The sequence below is a fragment of the Streptomyces sp. NPDC046862 genome (assembly GCF_040704615.1).
In the GTDB taxonomy this organism is placed as follows: Bacteria; Actinomycetota; Actinomycetes; order Streptomycetales; family Streptomycetaceae; genus Streptomyces.
Map to the genome: position 1 here is coordinate 57,778 of NZ_JBEYXP010000030.1, position 14,926 is coordinate 72,703.

A 14,926-nucleotide genomic window follows, 5' to 3' on the forward strand; every position below is an offset into this window, starting at 1 on the left:
CACAGCCCCTGGTGCACCACCACGATCGCGCGCCAGGGGCCCGGGCCGACCGGCTACAGGAACGTGTGGCCCTCACCGCGATACGTCGGCGCCGTGGCCGTCACCTCGTCGCCCGTCACGAGGTGCAGCACGTCGAACCGTTCGCACAGCTCGCCCGCCTTGGCGTGCCGGAACCACACCTTGTCGCCGATGAGGAGATCGTCGGCGGGCGCGCCCAGCAGCGGCGTCTGGACCTCCCCGGGGCCTTCCTGGGGGTCGTACTTCAGCCCCTCCGGCAGGTACGGGACGGGCAGCCGGTCGCGGCCCGCGGCGCCCGAGGCCGGGTATCCGCCGCCCAGCACGGTGACCACGCCGACGCCCGGCCGGCGGACGACGGGCTGCGCGAAGAGCGCCGCCGGACGTCCCCTGAACGAGGTGTAGTTGTCGAAGAGCCGCGGGACGTACAGCCCCGACCCGGCCCCGATCTCGGTGACCGCGTCCTCGGCGGCGGTGTACTGGACGCTGCCCGTGCCGCCGCCGTTGACGAACTCCAGGTCGGGCGCCACGGCCCGGACGGCTCGCACGACCTCGGCGCGCCGCTCGGCGAGCTCCTTCCTCGCGGCGGCCTGCATCAGCCGGACGGCCCGCGAGCGGAACGGCCGCCCCGCGAGGGAGTCGCCGACACCGGCGATGTGCCCCTCGTACGCCATGATCCCGACCAGTTTGAACCCGGGCCGCCGGGCGACCGTACGGGCCATCTCGGCGACCTGGGCGGGGGAGTGGAGCGGGGAGCGTCGTGCGCCGACGCGCACCCGTCCGCCGAGCAGCTTCAGGGACGTGTCCAACTCCAGGCAGACGCGCACGACTTCGGAACCGCCCGCGCGGGAGTCGTCGATGAGCTGGAGCTGGGCGGGGTCGTCGACCATGACGGTGACGGCGGCGGCCAGCTTGGGGTCACCGCTCAGCTCGGCGTAGCCCGAACGGTCCGCCGACGGATAGGCGAGCAGGACGTCGTCGAAGCCGGACCGCGCCAGCCACAGGGACTCGGCGAGGGTGAAGGACATGATGCCCGCGAAACCCTCACGCCCCAGGACGCGTTCGAGCAGGGCCCGGCAGCGGACGGACTTGCTGGCCACGCGGATCGGCTTGCCGCCGGCCCTGCGGAGCATGTCGTCGGCGTTCGCGTCGAAGGCGTCCAGGTCGACGATCGCCACGGGGGCGTCGAGATGAGCGGTGGCCCGGTCGTAGCGGGCGCGGTCAGCGGCACGGGCAGTCATGAACGAAGCCTGCCAGACTCGATTACCGCTGGGTAGGGGGACGTTCCGGGCAGATCCCCCGGGCCTGTGGACTGGTTCCCTCTCGGCGCGCGTCAACCCGTAGAGTGACGCGAACGCAGGGGACGACCTCGGCCGGGGATGGCCACGTGCTGTCACGGGTACGGATGCTCGTGGCGACACCTGGTCAGGCGGCTCCGGAACGACGATCGCGCCCCACGGGCGGTCGTACGCCCGGACGGTCTCCGCGGCGGCCTGACACGAGGAAACGGGGGGTGCATGAGCACGGAAGCGCGTCGTGCCTCCATCCCCCCACGCCCCACGACTCCACCCCGTCCACCGGCTCCTCCGCGGCCATCGGGTGGGAACGGATCCGCCGCACCCGGGAACGCCGCACCCGGGAACGCCGCACCCGAGGACGCCCCGTCCGGGGCCGACGCCACCGGGTCCGTGCCGGACGACCCGCGACCGGGCTTCGCCGCAAGGAGCGCCGTGCCGGGGGGATCCCGCTCCACGAGCGCCCCGTTGCCCCCTCCACGACCCGCGCCGTCGTCCACTCCGGCACCCCCAAGCCCACAGCACCCACCGACCACCGGCGCGCCGCCCATGCCTCCCTCCACCCCGCCGCGCACCCCGTCGGGTGCCTCCCGCGACGCGGCCTCCCCGAAACCCGAGGCTGCCGGACAGCGGTCGCGGCCGCACGACTTCCGCCGGGCAGCCGCACAGGGCAACGCCCCGGGCACCAGCACCCCTGGCGCCCCGCCCCCACCCGTGGCCTCGGCGCGGTTCCCCGACGCGCCACCACCGGCGTCGGCGGGCTCCGCACGGCCCGCGGACGCACCGAACCTGCCGGGCGCCACGCCGTCCGGTTCCGCGCCGTCCGGCTCCGCCACCGGAGCTCCGCCGAGGCCCACGGCGGCGCCGCCCCGCACCGCCCTGCCCGAGGAGACCCACACCGAGGCGACCACCCGGCTGCGGCCCGTCCCGGACGAGGAACCGCCCGGCTGGACACCCGCGTCGAGTTCGTCGCGGCGCTCCGTCGAGGCGCTCGACGCGGCACTCGGCGTACGCCCGGGCCGCCCGTACATCACCTTCGCGCGGCCCGAGACGTACCACCCCGAGACGCGCGACGACACACAGGCGCGGCCCAGCCGCTCCCGCGCCGTGGCGGCCGCCGCCTGCGTCGTCCTCGGCCTGGGACTCATCGGCGGGGCGGTGACCGGGAGCTGGCTCACCGGGGACGCGGACGCCGACGGCGACCGGGGCAGCTTCACGGCCGCCGGACAGCTGTGGCACGGCGTGCCCGTCGACCAGCTGTTCCCGCGCACCGTCGACGGCGAGGGCGCCGGACCCGGCGGCGCCGACCGGACCTGGACCCGGATCGCCGTCGCCCCCGACAGCGGCTGCCGGAACGCCTTCGACCCGCTGCTCCGCAAGGCCCTCGCCCCGGTCGGCTGTCTGCGGCTGCTCCGCGCCACGTACACCGACTCCACCCGCAGCCATGTCACCACCGTGGGCCTGCTCTTCACCACGGCCGACTCCGCCGCCATGACCTTGCTGAAGTCCCGCTTCGAGAAGGACGGCCTGGCCCGGCGCACCGACCTGATGCCCCTCCCGTACGCGGCCAAGGGCACCGTCGCGGCCGGTTTCGGCGCCGAGCAGCGTGCCTCCTGGACCCTCTCCGTCCTCACCGACGCGCCGGTCGTCGTCTACGCCGTCTCCGGTTTCGCCGACGGCCGCACCGTCACCGAGCCGCAGCCCGCCGAGGAGGCCATGAAGCCCGGTGCCACCACCGCCCCCGCGCAGGCCGGTCTCGGCCACGAGGCACAGGGCCTCGCCGACCGCGTCGAACGCGGCTTCCGCAAGACGGTCGCCGCCGCCGGGGACGAGTCCTCATGACCCGTGGAGTCCTCACGACCCATATGAGGCTCATAACCCGTACGAAGCTCATAACCCGTACGACGCTCATGAAGGCCCACATGAACCGCAGGACCGGAGCGCTGAGCGTCCTCCTCGCCGCCTCCCTCGCCCTCGTCCCGTCCACCACCGCCCAGGCCGACAGCATCCGCTCCCAGCAGTGGGCCCTGGACGCCATGCACACGCGGGAGGCCTGGCGGACCACCAAGGGCGCGGGCGTCACCGTGGCCGTCCTCGACACCGGCGTCGACGACGAGCACCCCGACCTCGTGGGCAACGTCCTGCCCGGCAGGGACATGGTCGGCTTCGGAGCGAGCCGGGGCGACCGCGCCTGGGCCCGGCACGGCACCGCCATGGCCGGGATCATCGCCGGCCACGGACACGGCCCGGGAGGCGAGGACGGCGTCGTGGGCATCGCCCCGGCGGCCAAGATCCTTCCCGTCCGCGTCATCCTCGAGGACGGCGACTCCGCCCGCACCAAGGCCCGCAACACCCGCGGCAACGCCCTCGCCGAGGGCATCCGCTGGGCCGCCGACCAGGGCGCCGACGTCATCAACCTCTCCCTCGGCGACGACTCCAAGTCCGCCCACCCCGAACCCGCCGAGGACGCGGCCGTCCAGTACGCCCTCAAGAAGGGCTCCGTCGTCGTCGCCTCCGCGGGCAACGGCGGCGAGAAGGGCGACCACATCTCGTACCCGGCCGCCTACCCGGGTGTCATAGCCGCCACCGCCGTCGACAAATACGGCACGCGCGCCTCCTTCTCCACCCGCCGCTGGTACGCCACCGTCAGTGCCCCCGGTGACGACGTCGTCATCGCCGACCCGGACCACAAGTACTACGAGGGCTGGGGCACGAGCGCCGCGGCCGCGTTCGTCTCCGGCGCGGTGGCCCTCGTCCGGGCGGCCCACCCCGGCCTGACCCCCGCACAGATCAAGCAGCTCCTTGAGGACACGGCCCGCGACGCGCCCGCGGGCGGCCGGGACGACGCCCACGGCTTCGGCTTCGTCGATCCGGCCGCCGCGATCAAGGTGGGCGGCAGGATCGAACCGGAAGGGCTCCACCCGGCGGCGTACGGCCACAAGTACTTCGGATCAGGCCCCGACACGGCCCAGGACGACGACAGCGCCTTCAGCTGGGCGGCCCCGGCCGCGGGCGGCCTGGGCGTCCTGCTGCTGGGCGGGGCCGTGGCGCTGTGGCGGGGCCGGGGCCGGCGGGACGACCAGACGGACCACTACGGCGTCTGAGCCGGGGAGAGGCCGCTATTGCGCCTGCCGCACCGGCTCCGCGACGGTCTCGGCGTCCTCGCCCCCGCCTCCGTACTCGTCTCCGTCCTCGCTCCTGTCCGCGAACACCGACACGGCCGCCTTCGCCGCCGCCTCCACCAGTGCGACGCCCTTCACCTTCGTGGTGTTGCCGTCCGACAGCACCGCGACGAGGTAGTCGTGACCGTCCGCGGTGACGCGCCCGATGCTGTTGATGTCCCACAGCCCGGTCGTGCTTCGGGGCAACCACCCGTTCTTCAGGGCGAAGTCCGACCCGGCGGCCGACACACCCCAGTCCTGGTCCACGGCGATCCGCCCCATCAGCTCCCGCAGACAGGTCCGCGAGGCCTCGCTGAGCTCCGAGTCGTCCCCGAACACCTGCTGGAGCAGCACGAGTTGATCGGCCGCGGTGGTCTGCGTCAGCCCCCACAGCGGCCCGTCGCCGCCCTCGGTACCGGTCAGCCCGAAGCGCTCGTTCGCGGCGTCGAGGCCGGCCGCCTGGCCGATCGCCTTCCACAGCGCGGTCGCGGACGCGTTGTCGCTGTTCTCGATCATCGCGGTGGCGTATGTCTTCTCCTGCGCGGTGAGCCGCCGGCCCGCGTCCTGCGCCTGGAGGAGCAGCGTCGCCAGGATGTCGACCTTCACGATGCTCGCGGTGTCGAACCGCGCCTTCCCGTACACCGCGCTCACCCCGGACTCCACGTCCAGTACGGCCACGGACACGTCGGCGCCGTCCTCGACCGTCACCTCCTCCATCGCGGCCGCGAGCAGCGCGTCGTGGTCCGCCTCGGGAGCCGCCACAGGTCGCAACGAAGCTTCCTCCGTAACCTCTTGAGCGGATGACGATGACGCCGACGACGCTACGGTGCCCTCCGTGCCGTGCGCCCTCCCTTTCACGTAGACGGTCCCGGCGGCCGTGCCGGTCACGATGACGGCGGCGGCCAGCACCGAGCAGAGGACGGAACGGCGCCGGGGCGGCCGAGCGCGGCGGCGGACTCTGTGAGGAGGCATGCCGCGATGCTTCAGGCCGGCCCTGTGCGCCGGGTTAGCCGGTTGTTAGACGCGTGTCAGGGGATGCTGAGAAACGCATGAGCCCGGTGAACGCCACGTTTCCGGCCCCGGGAAAGGCCCAGGAGACGCCCCCCCCGGGAGGGCCCCGATAGGGTCGGTGACCGTGGCGAACAAGAACATTCCCGACCCCGGTTTCTCCGACGACGACGGCTCCGCCGATCCCCGGCTGAGCGCGGCACTCACGGCCTGGGCCGAGGACCGCACGGCCGTGGGGCCCGTCCTGGAGGCCCTCAAGGGAGCCCGGCTGCTCGTCCCCGTCGTGGCCCTCCTCGGCGAGGTCGAGGAGGACGAGAACGGCCTGCACCGCGAGAAGACCAGCGACATGGCGGTGCCGACCCTGAAGGCCGGAAACCGCACCGCCCTGCCCGCCTTCACGTCCACCGACTCACTCGCCCGCTGGGACCCCGCCGCCCGCCCCGTCGCCGTACCCCTGCACCAGGCCCTCCAGGCCGCCGCCCACGAGAAGGCCGACACGATCGTGCTGGACCTGGCCGGGCCGGTGCCGTACGAGCTGTCCGGGCCCGCGCTGCTCGCGCTCGCCGAGGGACGGACGACCACGGACCCCCTCGCCGACCCGGCCGTCGTCGAGGCCGTACGCGCCGTCGTGGCCGCCGAGCCCGCCGTACTCCGCGCCCACCTCGGGCCGGGACAGGCCGACGGCACCCTCGCCCTCGTCCTGGATCCGTCCGCGCCCCCGGCCGAGGCCGCTCGGGCGGTCGCGCAGCGCCTCGCCGCCGACGAAACGCTGCGGGCCCGCCTGGTGCGCGGCCTCGACCTGGCACTGCTGCCGGCCGGGACAACGCCTCCGGGCGAGCCCCTGTACGTACGGTGATCGACTAGCCGTAGACCGGGCCCGTGTACTTCTCGCCCGGACCCTGACCCGGCTCGTCCGGGACCAGCGACGCCTCGCGGAACGCCAGCTGCAGGGACTTCAGTCCGTCGCGCAGCGGGGCGGCGTGGAAGGAGCTGATCTCGGTCGCGGACGCGTCGAGGAGACCGGCGAGGGCGTGCACCAGCTTGCGGGCCTCGTCCAGGTCCTTGTACTTGTCGCCCTCCTCGGTGAGACCGAGCTTCACGGCGGCGGCGCTCATCAGGTTCACCGCGACCGTCACGATCACCTCGACCGCCGGGACCTCGGCGATGTCGCGGGCCATGCTGTCGAAGTCGGGATTCGTGGCGGAGCCGGGAGATTCTGCGGAGCCGGAGGAGCCGGCCGGGCCCGAGGGGGAGGTGTCACTCATGTCCCACACGATAAGGCCGAGTCACCGGGGTACCCGAGCGCGGGAGGCGCCCGCACGCCGGTTCGCACCTGCCTCAGGTAGCTGCTAACCTTGGGTGACGACCGGTCGGACGCGCCAGAAGAGATATCAGCGTGCCCGACCCGCAAGTGGAGGCTCCGAACTCCCACCTGACCCTCCTCCGGGACGGCAGGTCACCGGTCAGGCGGCCACCACCGTTCCGTACGGACGGTGGAGTCGCCCGAAGCGCGCCCCGCGGTTCACTGCGGCGGTGCTCCGGCAGTCTGGAGCTCCCGCCTGTGTCCCGTCCGGGGCATTTTTCATGCACCGCGATGGTTGGTCTCTATGTCAGCCAGACATACACGGCGGTCCGCCAGACCGTCGTGGGGTGCTATCCGAGGAGGATCCATCAGCGCCGAGCCCCGCATCAACGACCGGATTCGCGTTCCCGAGGTGCGACTTGTCGGTCCCAGTGGCGAGCAGGTGGGCATTGTCCCCCTGGCCAAGGCACTGGAGCTTGCGCAGGAGTACGACCTGGACCTGGTCGAGGTCGCGGCGAACGCCCGTCCGCCCGTGTGCAAGCTCATGGACTACGGGAAGTTCAAGTACGAGTCGGCCATGAAGGCCCGTGAGGCGCGCAAGAACCAGGCGCACACGGTCATCAAGGAGATGAAGCTCCGGCCGAAGATCGACCCGCACGACTACGACACCAAGAAGGGTCACGTCGTCCGGTTCCTCAAGCAGGGCGACAAGGTCAAGATCACGATCATGTTCCGTGGTCGCGAGCAGTCCCGGCCCGAGCTGGGCTACCGACTGCTGCAGCGGCTCGCGGAGGACGTCCAGGACCTCGGATTCGTCGAGTCGAACCCGAAGCAGGACGGCCGCAACATGATCATGGTTCTCGGTCCGCACAAGAAGAAGACCGAGGCGATGGCCGAGGCCCGTGAGGCGCAGGCGGCCCGCAAGGCCGAAGCGAAGGCCAACCCAGGCCGCTCGCAGAACGCCTCTGAGGCCGAGGTCGAGGCCCCCGCCGAGGAGCCTGCCGAGGCGTGATTCCCCCGGACGCGAGTCCAGGGACCCCTGGGCCGACAGTCCAGGACGTCAACCGATAGACAGGACGCTCCACCGTGCCCGGTTTCACGACCGGGCATCGGAGCGCCATGACGAGGAGAGAACGGCGCTATGCCGAAGAACAAGTCGCACAGCGGTTCCAGCAAGCGCTTCAAGGTCACCGGCTCGGGCAAGGTGCTCCGTGAGCGCGCCGGCATTCGCCACTACAACGAGCACAAGTCGTCCCGCGTGACGCGTCGCCTCACCGGCAACGCCGAGATGGCCCCGGGCGACGCCAAGAAGATCAAGAAGCTTCTCGGCAAGTGAGGCAGGGTGCGCCTGACGCCCGACCGGCGTCCGGCGCCCGCCTTCACCGAGAGACCGGGACCCATTCGTTTCCGGGCCGTGTGAGGAACCACCGCGGCCCCGCTACAAGGAGTTAAAGAAGTGGCACGCGTCAAGCGGGCAGTCAACGCCCACAAGAAGCGCCGGGCGATCCTCGAGCAGGCCTCCGGCTACCGCGGTCAGCGTTCGCGCCTGTACCGCAAGGCCAAGGAGCAGGTCACCCACTCGCTGGTCTACAACTACAACGACCGCAAGAAGCGCAAGGGCGACTTCCGTCAGCTGTGGATCCAGCGCATCAACGCCGCTGCCCGCGCCAACGGCATCACGTACAACCGCTTCATCCAGGGTCTGAAGGCCGCGAACATCGAGGTCGACCGCAAGATCCTGGCCGAGCTGGCCGTCAACGACGCGGGTGCGTTCGCCGCGCTCGTCGAGGTCGCGCAGAAGGCGCTGCCGAGCGACGTCAACGCGCCGAAGGCGGCGTGACGCTGCGCCGGCTCAAGCCGCGTACGTAACGTGACCCGGACCCGCAGGCCGTTCGCCGCCTGCGGGTCCGAGTGCGTCCGGGGCCGGTTTTCCTCGCCCCCGCCGCTCCTACCCGTCCCTTCCCGGGGGCTCCGCCCCGGACCCCGCTCCTCAAGCGCCGGAGGGGCTGCATGCCCCACCCACCCGTACGGACTCCCAAAGGTGCCCCCATGCCCCCCGCCCCCGAGCTGATCTCCCCGCGCTCCGCTCGCGTGTCCGCCGCGCGGCGGCTTACCAAGCGGAACTTCCGAGGGAAGGAACAGTTGTTCCTCGCGGAGGGGCCGCAGGCTGTGCGGGAAGCGGCCGGGCACCGGACCGGCGACACGCCCACGCTCGTCGAACTGTTCGTCACCGTCGACGCCGCGGAGCGCTACGCCGACATCGTGGGCGAGGCCCGCGCCGCAGGAGCCCGCGTGCACCTCGCGTCCGAGGACGTGATCGCCGACATCTCGACCACGGTGACCCCGCAGGGCCTCGTAGGGGTGTGCCGCTTCCTCGACACCCCCTTCGAGCACGTGCTCAGGGCCCGCCCCAAGCTCGTCGCCGTCCTCGCACACGTACGGGACCCCGGAAACGCCGGTACCGTACTGCGCTGCGCCGACGCCGCCGGAGCCGAGGCCGTCGTGATCACCGACGCCTCCGTGGACCTCTACAACCCCAAGGCCGTGCGGGCCTCCGTGGGTTCCCTCTTCCACCTGCCCGTCGCCGTCGGCGTGCCCGTGGAGCAGGCCGTGGCCGGCCTCAAGAGCGCCGGAGTGCGCGTGCTCGCCGCTGACGGGGCCGGGGACGACGACCTCGACGACCAGCTGGACAAGGGGGCCATGGGCGGTCCCACCGCCTGGGTGTTCGGCAACGAGGCGTGGGGGCTTCCGGAGGAGACGCGTGCGCTGGCCGACGCCGCCGTGCGCGTTCCCATCCACGGGATGGCCGAAAGCCTGAACCTCGCGACCGCCGCCGCCGTATGTCTCTATGCGTCCGCCCGTGCACAGCGCGCCTCGGGAGGGTGCCGTTCCGTCACACTCGGCTAGTAGGGTGGCGGGCTCGGGGGCCCTCCCCCCGAGCTCTCGGCTGCTCTCCCGGTTCTCGGGCTCCGCTCGAACAGGGGGACCCCATGAGCAGGGAGGACCCCCATGCAAGACGAGAGGTGGGGTACGGGGATGAGTGTCGGCACGAGCAGGGCGCCGGGCGCACGGGGCGTGCGCGCCGAGGCGGCCACGACCCGGCACGGTGACGCCGCCGAACTCGCCGAACTCGGCATCGACCCCGACGACCTCCCCGACGGACTCGTCGTCGCCGACGAACAGGGGCGTGTCATCTGCTTCAACGCCGCCGCCGCCCGGATCACCGCCGTCCCCGCCGACGACGCCCTCGGACGCCGGCTCGAGGTGGCCCTTCCGTTAGAGGACCTGGAGGGCCGTCGGTGGTGGCAGCTGACGGATCCTTACGGCGGACTCGCCATCCGGGTCGGACAGCCCGAGCGGAACCTGCTGCTGCCGGGTGGCCGCGAGGTCCTCGTCTCGGCACGCTACGTCCGAACGGAACCCACCGGGCCCGTCCACCGTGTCGTCGTCTCGCTCCGCGACACCGAGGCACGCCGCCGCACCGAGCGCAGCCATGCCGAGCTGATCGCCACGGTGGCCCACGAGCTGCGCTCGCCGCTCACCTCCGTCAAGGGCTTCACCGCCACCCTGCTCGCCAAGTGGGAACGGTTCACGGACGACCAGAAGAAGCTGATGCTGGAGACCGTCGACGCCGACGCGAATCGTGTCACCCGGCTCATCGCCGAGCTCCTCGACATCTCGCGGATCGACTCCGGGCGGCTGGAGGTGCGCCGCCAGCCCGTCGACATCGGTGCCGCCGTCGGACGGCACATCCAGGCGTACGTCGCCGCAGGTCAGCCCGCCGACCGGTTCCTGCTGCGCATCCAGCAGCCGCTGCCCTCCCTCTGGGCCGACCCCGACAAGATCGACCAGGTGCTCAGCAACCTGCTGGAAAATGCCGTGCGCCACGGCGAGGGAACCGTCACGATTGACGTCCAGCCCTCGGCGTCCCCCCGGGAAGGGGAGGACGGCGAGAACACGGCCACGTCGGTCACGGTGAGCGACGAGGGCACCGGCATCCCGGAGGAGTCCATGAACCGCGTCTTCACCCGCTTCTGGCGGGGCAGCAAGCGCGGTGGCACGGGTCTCGGGCTCTACATCGTCAAGGGCATCGTCGAGGCCCACGGCGGCACCATCACGGTCGGCCGCGCCCCGGCCGGCGGCGCCGAGTTCCGATTTACGTTGCCCGTGGGCACCCCGGCGTATCTGCAGTAACGCCGACCGAGGCCCCACGGGCGCATTCACGTACGTCACCCCCGTTAGACTCAAGTTTTGGCACCTTTGTGTCCCGGAGTCGGCGACGATCCGCGATCGGATCAGTGACGGGGACCACCAGCCAGCCAATCGGAAGCACGGGAAGAGATGTCGGCACCGAATAAGTCGTACGACCCTGTCGAGGTCGAGGCGTTGAAACCGGAAGAGATCGAGCGCATGCGGGACGAGGCGCTCGCCGCCTTCGCCGCCGCGGACTCCCTCGACGCGCTCCAGGAGGCCAAGGTCGCCCACACCGGCGGCGCCTCCCCGCTGGCCCTCGCCAACCGCGAGATCGGAGCCCTGCCCCCGCACGCCAAGGCCGCCGCCGGCAAGCTGGTCGGCCAGGCCCGTGGCGCCGTCAACAAGGGTCTCGCCGCCCGTCAGGCCGAGCTGGAGGCCGATCGGGACGCCCGTGTGCTGGTCGAGGAGGCGGTGGACGTCACGTTGCCGTACGACCGCGTACCGGCCGGCGCCCGCCACCCGCTGACCACGCTGTCGGAGCGCATCGAGGACGTCTTCGTGGCCATGGGCTACGAGGTCGCCGAGGGCCCTGAGGTCGAGGCCGAGTGGTTCAACTTCGACGCCCTGAACATCGGACCGGACCACCCGGCGCGTGGCGAGGCCGACACCTTCTTCGTGCGGGGCCCGGAGGGCGGCACCGAGTCCGGAGTCGTGCTGCGCACCCACACCTCGCCCGTGCAGATCCGTTCCCTGCTGGCGCGCGAGCTGCCGGTCTACGTGATCTGTCCCGGCGTCGTCTACCGCACCGACGAGCTGGACGCCACGCACACCCCGGTCTTCCGCCAGGTCGAGCTGCTCGCCGTGGACGAGGGGCTGACCATGGCCGACCTCAAGGGCACCCTCGACCACATGGTCCAGTCGCTGTTCGGCGCGGACATCGAGACCCGGCTGCGGCCGAACTTCTTCCCGTTCACCGAGCCGTCCGCCGAGATGGACATGGTGTGCTACGTCTGCCGCGGCGAGTCCGTCGGCAACCCCGACCGGCCCTGCCGCACCTGCTCGTCCGAGGGCTGGATCGAGCTCGGCGGCTGCGGCATGGTCAACCCGAAGGTGCTGACCGCCTGCGGCGTCGACCCCGAGAAGTACAGCGGATTCGCCTTCGGGTTCGGCATCGAGCGAATGCTGATGTTCCGCCACAACGTCGAAGACATGCGAGACATGGTCGAGGGTGACGTCCGGTTCACCCGGCCGTTCGGGATGGAGATCTGATGCGGGTCCCGCTTTCCTGGCTGCGGGAGTACGTCGACCTGCCGGCGACTGAGACCGGGCGCGACGTCCAGGCCAAGCTCATTTCGGCCGGTCTGGAGGTCGAGACCGTCGAGCAGCTCGGCGCCGACCTCAAGGGGCCGCTCGTCGTCGGTCAGGTGCTGACCATCGAGGAGCTGGAGGGCTTCAAGAAGCCGATCCGCTTCTGCACCGTCGACGTCTCCACCGCTGGGGGCACCTCCCAGGCTTTCGGCACTGGGGGAGGCACCGGCGAGCCCCAGGAGATCGTCTGCGGCGCCCGCAACTTCGCCGTCGGCGACAAGGTCGTCGTGGTCCTCCCGGGCGCCGTGCTGCCCGGCGGCTTCGCGATCTCCGCCCGCACGACGTACGGCCGGAACTCGCACGGCATGATCTGCTCCAGCGACGAGCTGGGCATGGGCGACGACGGCACCAAGGGCATCATCGTGCTGCCGCCGGAGACCGAGGTCGGCAAGGACGCCGTCGAGCTCCTGGAACTGGTCGACGAGGTCCTCGACATCGCCGTCACCGCCAACCGCGGCGACTGCCTGTCCATCCGTGGTGTGGCCCGCGAGACCGCCATCGCCTACGGTCTGCCGCTGCGCGACCCGGCGCTGCTCGACGTGCCCGTCCCGAACGCCTTCGGCTACCCCGTCGAGGTCTCCGACGCCGCCGGCTGTGACCGCTTCACCGCCCGTACGGTCACCGGTCTCGACCCGGAGACGCGCTCCCCGATCTGGCTGAAGCGCCGGCTGCAGAAGGTCGGCATGCGCCCGATCTCGCTCGCCGTCGACATCACCAACTACGTGATGATGGAGCTCGGCCAGCCGCTGCACGCCTACGACCGGGGGCTCGTCCAGGGCACCATCGGCGTGCGCCGGGCCGAGGAGGGCGAGAAGATCACCACGCTCGACGGTGTCGTGCGCACCCTGCACGCCGAGGACCTGGTGATCACCGACGAGAGCGGCCCGATCGGTCTCGCGGGCGTCATGGGCGGCGCCAACACCGAGATCGCCGACCACGACGCCGAGAACGGAGCGAACGCCTCCACCGAGGTCGTCATCGAGGCCGCCCACTTCGACCAGGTCGCGATCGCGCGCACGGCCCGCCGCCACAAGCTGTCCTCGGAGGCCTCCCGCCGCTTCGAGCGCGGGGTCGACCCACTGGCCGCGGCCGCCGCCGCCCAGCGCACCGTCGACCTGTTGGTCCTGCTCGCGGGCGGTACCGCCGACGCCGGTGTCACCGAGGTCGTCGCGTCGTCCGCGCCGCGCACGATCACCATCCCGGCCGACCACCCGGACAAGGTCGCGGGCGTCGTCTACGGCCGCGAGACCGTCGTACGCCGCCTCCAGGACGTCGGCTGCGACGTGCTCGGGCAGGACGAGCTGACCGTGACCGTGCCGTCCTGGCGGCCCGACCTCACCGACCCGAACGACCTGGCCGAGGAGGTCATCCGCCTGGAGGGCTACGAGAACCTGCCCTCCACGCTGCCCAAGCCGCCCTCGGGCCGCGGACTGACCCACCGGCAGCGGCTGCACCGCCGCGTCGGCCGCGCCCTGGCCGGCGCCGGATACGTCGAGGCGCCGAACTACCCGTTCATCGGTGAGCAGGTCTTCGACCAGCTCGGTCTGGACGCCGACGACCCGGCCCGCCGCGTCGTCAAGCTCGTCAACCCGCTGAGCGACGAGGAGCCGGCGCTGCGCACATCGCTGCTGCCGGGCCTGCTCGGCGCGCTCAGGCGCAACGACGGGCGGGGCTCCCACGACCTGGCCCTGTTCGAGACCGGCCTGGTCTTCTTCTCGCGCGAGGAGCAGCACGTCGCCGTCTCGCTGCCCGTCGACCGCCGCCCGACCGACGAGGAGATCGCGTCGCTGGGTGCCGCGCTGCCCGAGCAGCCGCGCCACGTCGCCGTCGTCCTCGCGGGCGCCCGCGAGCAGGCCGGCTGGTGGGGCAAGGGCCGCCCGGCCGACTGGGCCGACGCCGTCGAGGCCGCGCGGACCGTGGCCCGCGAGACCGGCGCCGAACTGGTCATCCGCAAGGGCCAGTACGGTCCATGGCACCCCGGCCGCTGTGCCGAGCTGGCGATCACCGTCGACGGCGGCGCCGAGCGGGTCGTGGGCCACGCCGGCGAGCTGCACCCGCGGGTGGTGAAGGCCCTGGGCCTGCCCGCGCGCACCTCGGCGATGGAGCTCGACCTGGACGCGCTGGAGCAGGTGGGCGACGGCACGCCGCAGGCGCCGGGGATCTCCACGTTCCCGGTCGCCACGCAGGACGTCGCGCTCGTCGTGGACGAGTACGTCCCGGCGGCGGATGTCGAGGCCGCGCTGCGCGAGGGCGCCGGTGAACTGCTGGAGTCCATCCGGCTGTTCGACGTCTACGAGAACGCCGAGCAGCTCGGGGAGGGGCGGAAGTCCCTGGCGTACGCGCTGCGCTTCCGCGCGGGCGACCGGACGCTGACGGTTGACGAGGCGTCGGCGGCGCGGGACGCGGCGGTGGCGCTGGCCGCGGAGCGTATGGGCGCCGTGTTGCGAGGGTGACTCCGCCGGGGCGTGGGGACTGAGGGTTCGGTGGTCGGCCGCGGGCCGTCCGTGGCTGATCGCGCGGTTCCCCGCGCCCCTTTCGGGGCGCTTCCGTGCGCCCTGGAGAAAGCTTTCGCACTCCTGTTG

The 14,926-nt window shown here is 72.2% G+C and carries 13 protein-coding genes; 10 read left to right on the top strand and 3 right to left on the bottom strand.

Features of this window, described 5'->3' with window-relative positions; all coding sequences use genetic code 11:
* Nucleotides 1–53 precede the first annotated feature (53 nt).
* Nucleotides 54–1,256: an amino acid deaminase/aldolase gene (locus tag AB0959_RS29835; RefSeq protein WP_366829724.1), complete on the bottom strand. Its 1,203-nt coding sequence runs from the start codon at nt 1,254–1,256 to the stop codon at nt 54–56.
* Between the two features lie 603 nt (nt 1,257–1,859).
* On the opposite strand from AB0959_RS29835, the gene AB0959_RS29840 reads away from it, so the two are divergent.
* Both AB0959_RS29840 and mycP read left to right on the top strand, forming a co-directional pair.
* The gene (locus AB0959_RS29840) at nt 1,860–3,152 is read left to right on the top strand and encodes a hypothetical protein (RefSeq protein ID WP_366829725.1); all 1,293 of its coding nucleotides are present in this window, start codon (nt 1,860–1,862) and stop codon (nt 3,150–3,152) included.
* 80 nt (nt 3,153–3,232) lie between these two features.
* Entirely contained in the window at nt 3,233–4,414 is a 1,182-nt protein-coding gene (gene mycP, locus AB0959_RS29845) for a type VII secretion-associated serine protease mycosin (RefSeq protein ID WP_366829726.1), read from the top strand.
* 15 nt (nt 4,415–4,429) lie between these two features.
* On the opposite strand, the gene AB0959_RS29850 is transcribed toward mycP, so the two are convergent.
* Complete coding sequence (locus tag AB0959_RS29850) at nt 4,430–5,443, bottom strand: serine hydrolase (protein WP_366829727.1); 1,014 nt, start codon at nt 5,441–5,443, stop codon at nt 4,430–4,432.
* 163 nt (nt 5,444–5,606) lie between these two features.
* On the opposite strand from AB0959_RS29850, the gene AB0959_RS29855 reads away from it, so the two are divergent.
* Nucleotides 5,607–6,335: an SseB family protein gene (locus tag AB0959_RS29855; RefSeq protein ID WP_366829728.1), complete on the top strand. Its 729-nt coding sequence runs from the start codon at nt 5,607–5,609 to the stop codon at nt 6,333–6,335.
* 4 nt (nt 6,336–6,339) lie between these two features.
* Here AB0959_RS29855 and AB0959_RS29860 read toward each other — a convergent pair whose 3' ends face one another.
* Nucleotides 6,340–6,744, bottom strand: a complete 405-nt coding sequence (locus tag AB0959_RS29860) for a DUF1844 domain-containing protein (RefSeq protein ID WP_366829729.1) — start codon at nt 6,742–6,744, stop codon at nt 6,340–6,342.
* 342 nt (nt 6,745–7,086) lie between these two features.
* Between AB0959_RS29860 and infC the strand changes: the two genes are divergently transcribed.
* The 7 genes from infC (at nt 7,087) to pheT (ending at nt 14,797) form a co-directional block, all read left to right on the top strand.
* Complete coding sequence (gene infC / locus AB0959_RS29865) at nt 7,087–7,794, top strand: translation initiation factor IF-3 (RefSeq protein WP_366829730.1); 708 nt, start codon at nt 7,087–7,089, stop codon at nt 7,792–7,794.
* Nucleotides 7,795–7,923: 129 nt separating this feature from the next.
* Nucleotides 7,924–8,118, top strand: a complete 195-nt coding sequence (gene rpmI, locus AB0959_RS29870; protein WP_366829731.1) for a 50S ribosomal protein L35 — start codon at nt 7,924–7,926, stop codon at nt 8,116–8,118.
* A 120-nt stretch (nt 8,119–8,238) separates the two neighbouring features.
* Entirely contained in the window at nt 8,239–8,622 is a 384-nt protein-coding gene (rplT, locus tag AB0959_RS29875; RefSeq protein ID WP_019325184.1) for a 50S ribosomal protein L20, read from the top strand.
* A 209-nt stretch (nt 8,623–8,831) separates the two neighbouring features.
* On the top strand, nt 8,832–9,689 hold the full coding sequence (locus AB0959_RS29880) for an RNA methyltransferase (RefSeq protein WP_366829732.1): 858 nt from the start codon (nt 8,832–8,834) through the stop codon (nt 9,687–9,689).
* Between the two features lie 129 nt (nt 9,690–9,818).
* A complete protein-coding gene (locus tag AB0959_RS29885; protein WP_366829806.1) occupies nt 9,819–10,976 on the top strand; it encodes an ATP-binding protein in 1,158 nt (385 codons plus the stop codon).
* 147 nt (nt 10,977–11,123) lie between these two features.
* A complete protein-coding gene (gene pheS, locus AB0959_RS29890) occupies nt 11,124–12,245 on the top strand; it encodes a phenylalanine--tRNA ligase subunit alpha (RefSeq protein ID WP_366829733.1) in 1,122 nt (373 codons plus the stop codon).
* The gene (gene pheT, locus AB0959_RS29895; RefSeq protein ID WP_366829734.1) at nt 12,245–14,797 is read left to right on the top strand and encodes a phenylalanine--tRNA ligase subunit beta; all 2,553 of its coding nucleotides are present in this window, start codon (nt 12,245–12,247) and stop codon (nt 14,795–14,797) included. The genes pheS and pheT overlap by 1 nt, the downstream gene beginning before the upstream one ends.
* The last annotated feature ends 129 nt before the right edge of the window (nt 14,798–14,926 follow it).

What these genes read in the sequence shown, in the direction of transcription:
- mycP (WP_366829726.1), top strand. Translation starts at nt 3,233, where the DNA reads ATGAACCGCAGGACCGGAGCGCTGAGCGTCCTCCTCGCCGCCTCCCTC.
- pheT (WP_366829734.1), top strand. Translation starts at nt 12,245, where the DNA reads ATGCGGGTCCCGCTTTCCTGGCTGCGGGAGTACGTCGACCTGCCGGCG.
- pheS (WP_366829733.1), top strand. Translation starts at nt 11,124, where the DNA reads ATGTCGGCACCGAATAAGTCGTACGACCCTGTCGAGGTCGAGGCGTTG.
- AB0959_RS29850 (WP_366829727.1), bottom strand. Translation starts at nt 5,443, where the DNA reads ATGCCTCCTCACAGAGTCCGCCGCCGCGCTCGGCCGCCCCGGCGCCGT.
- rpmI (WP_366829731.1), top strand. Translation starts at nt 7,924, where the DNA reads ATGCCGAAGAACAAGTCGCACAGCGGTTCCAGCAAGCGCTTCAAGGTC.
- AB0959_RS29880 (WP_366829732.1), top strand. Translation starts at nt 8,832, where the DNA reads ATGCCCCCCGCCCCCGAGCTGATCTCCCCGCGCTCCGCTCGCGTGTCC.
- infC (WP_366829730.1), top strand. Translation starts at nt 7,087, where the DNA reads ATGTCAGCCAGACATACACGGCGGTCCGCCAGACCGTCGTGGGGTGCT.
- AB0959_RS29860 (WP_366829729.1), bottom strand. Translation starts at nt 6,744, where the DNA reads ATGAGTGACACCTCCCCCTCGGGCCCGGCCGGCTCCTCCGGCTCCGCA.
- AB0959_RS29840 (WP_366829725.1), top strand. Translation starts at nt 1,860, where the DNA reads ATGCCTCCCTCCACCCCGCCGCGCACCCCGTCGGGTGCCTCCCGCGAC.
- AB0959_RS29835 (WP_366829724.1), bottom strand. Translation starts at nt 1,256, where the DNA reads ATGACTGCCCGTGCCGCTGACCGCGCCCGCTACGACCGGGCCACCGCT.
- AB0959_RS29885 (WP_366829806.1), top strand. Translation starts at nt 9,819, where the DNA reads ATGAGTGTCGGCACGAGCAGGGCGCCGGGCGCACGGGGCGTGCGCGCC.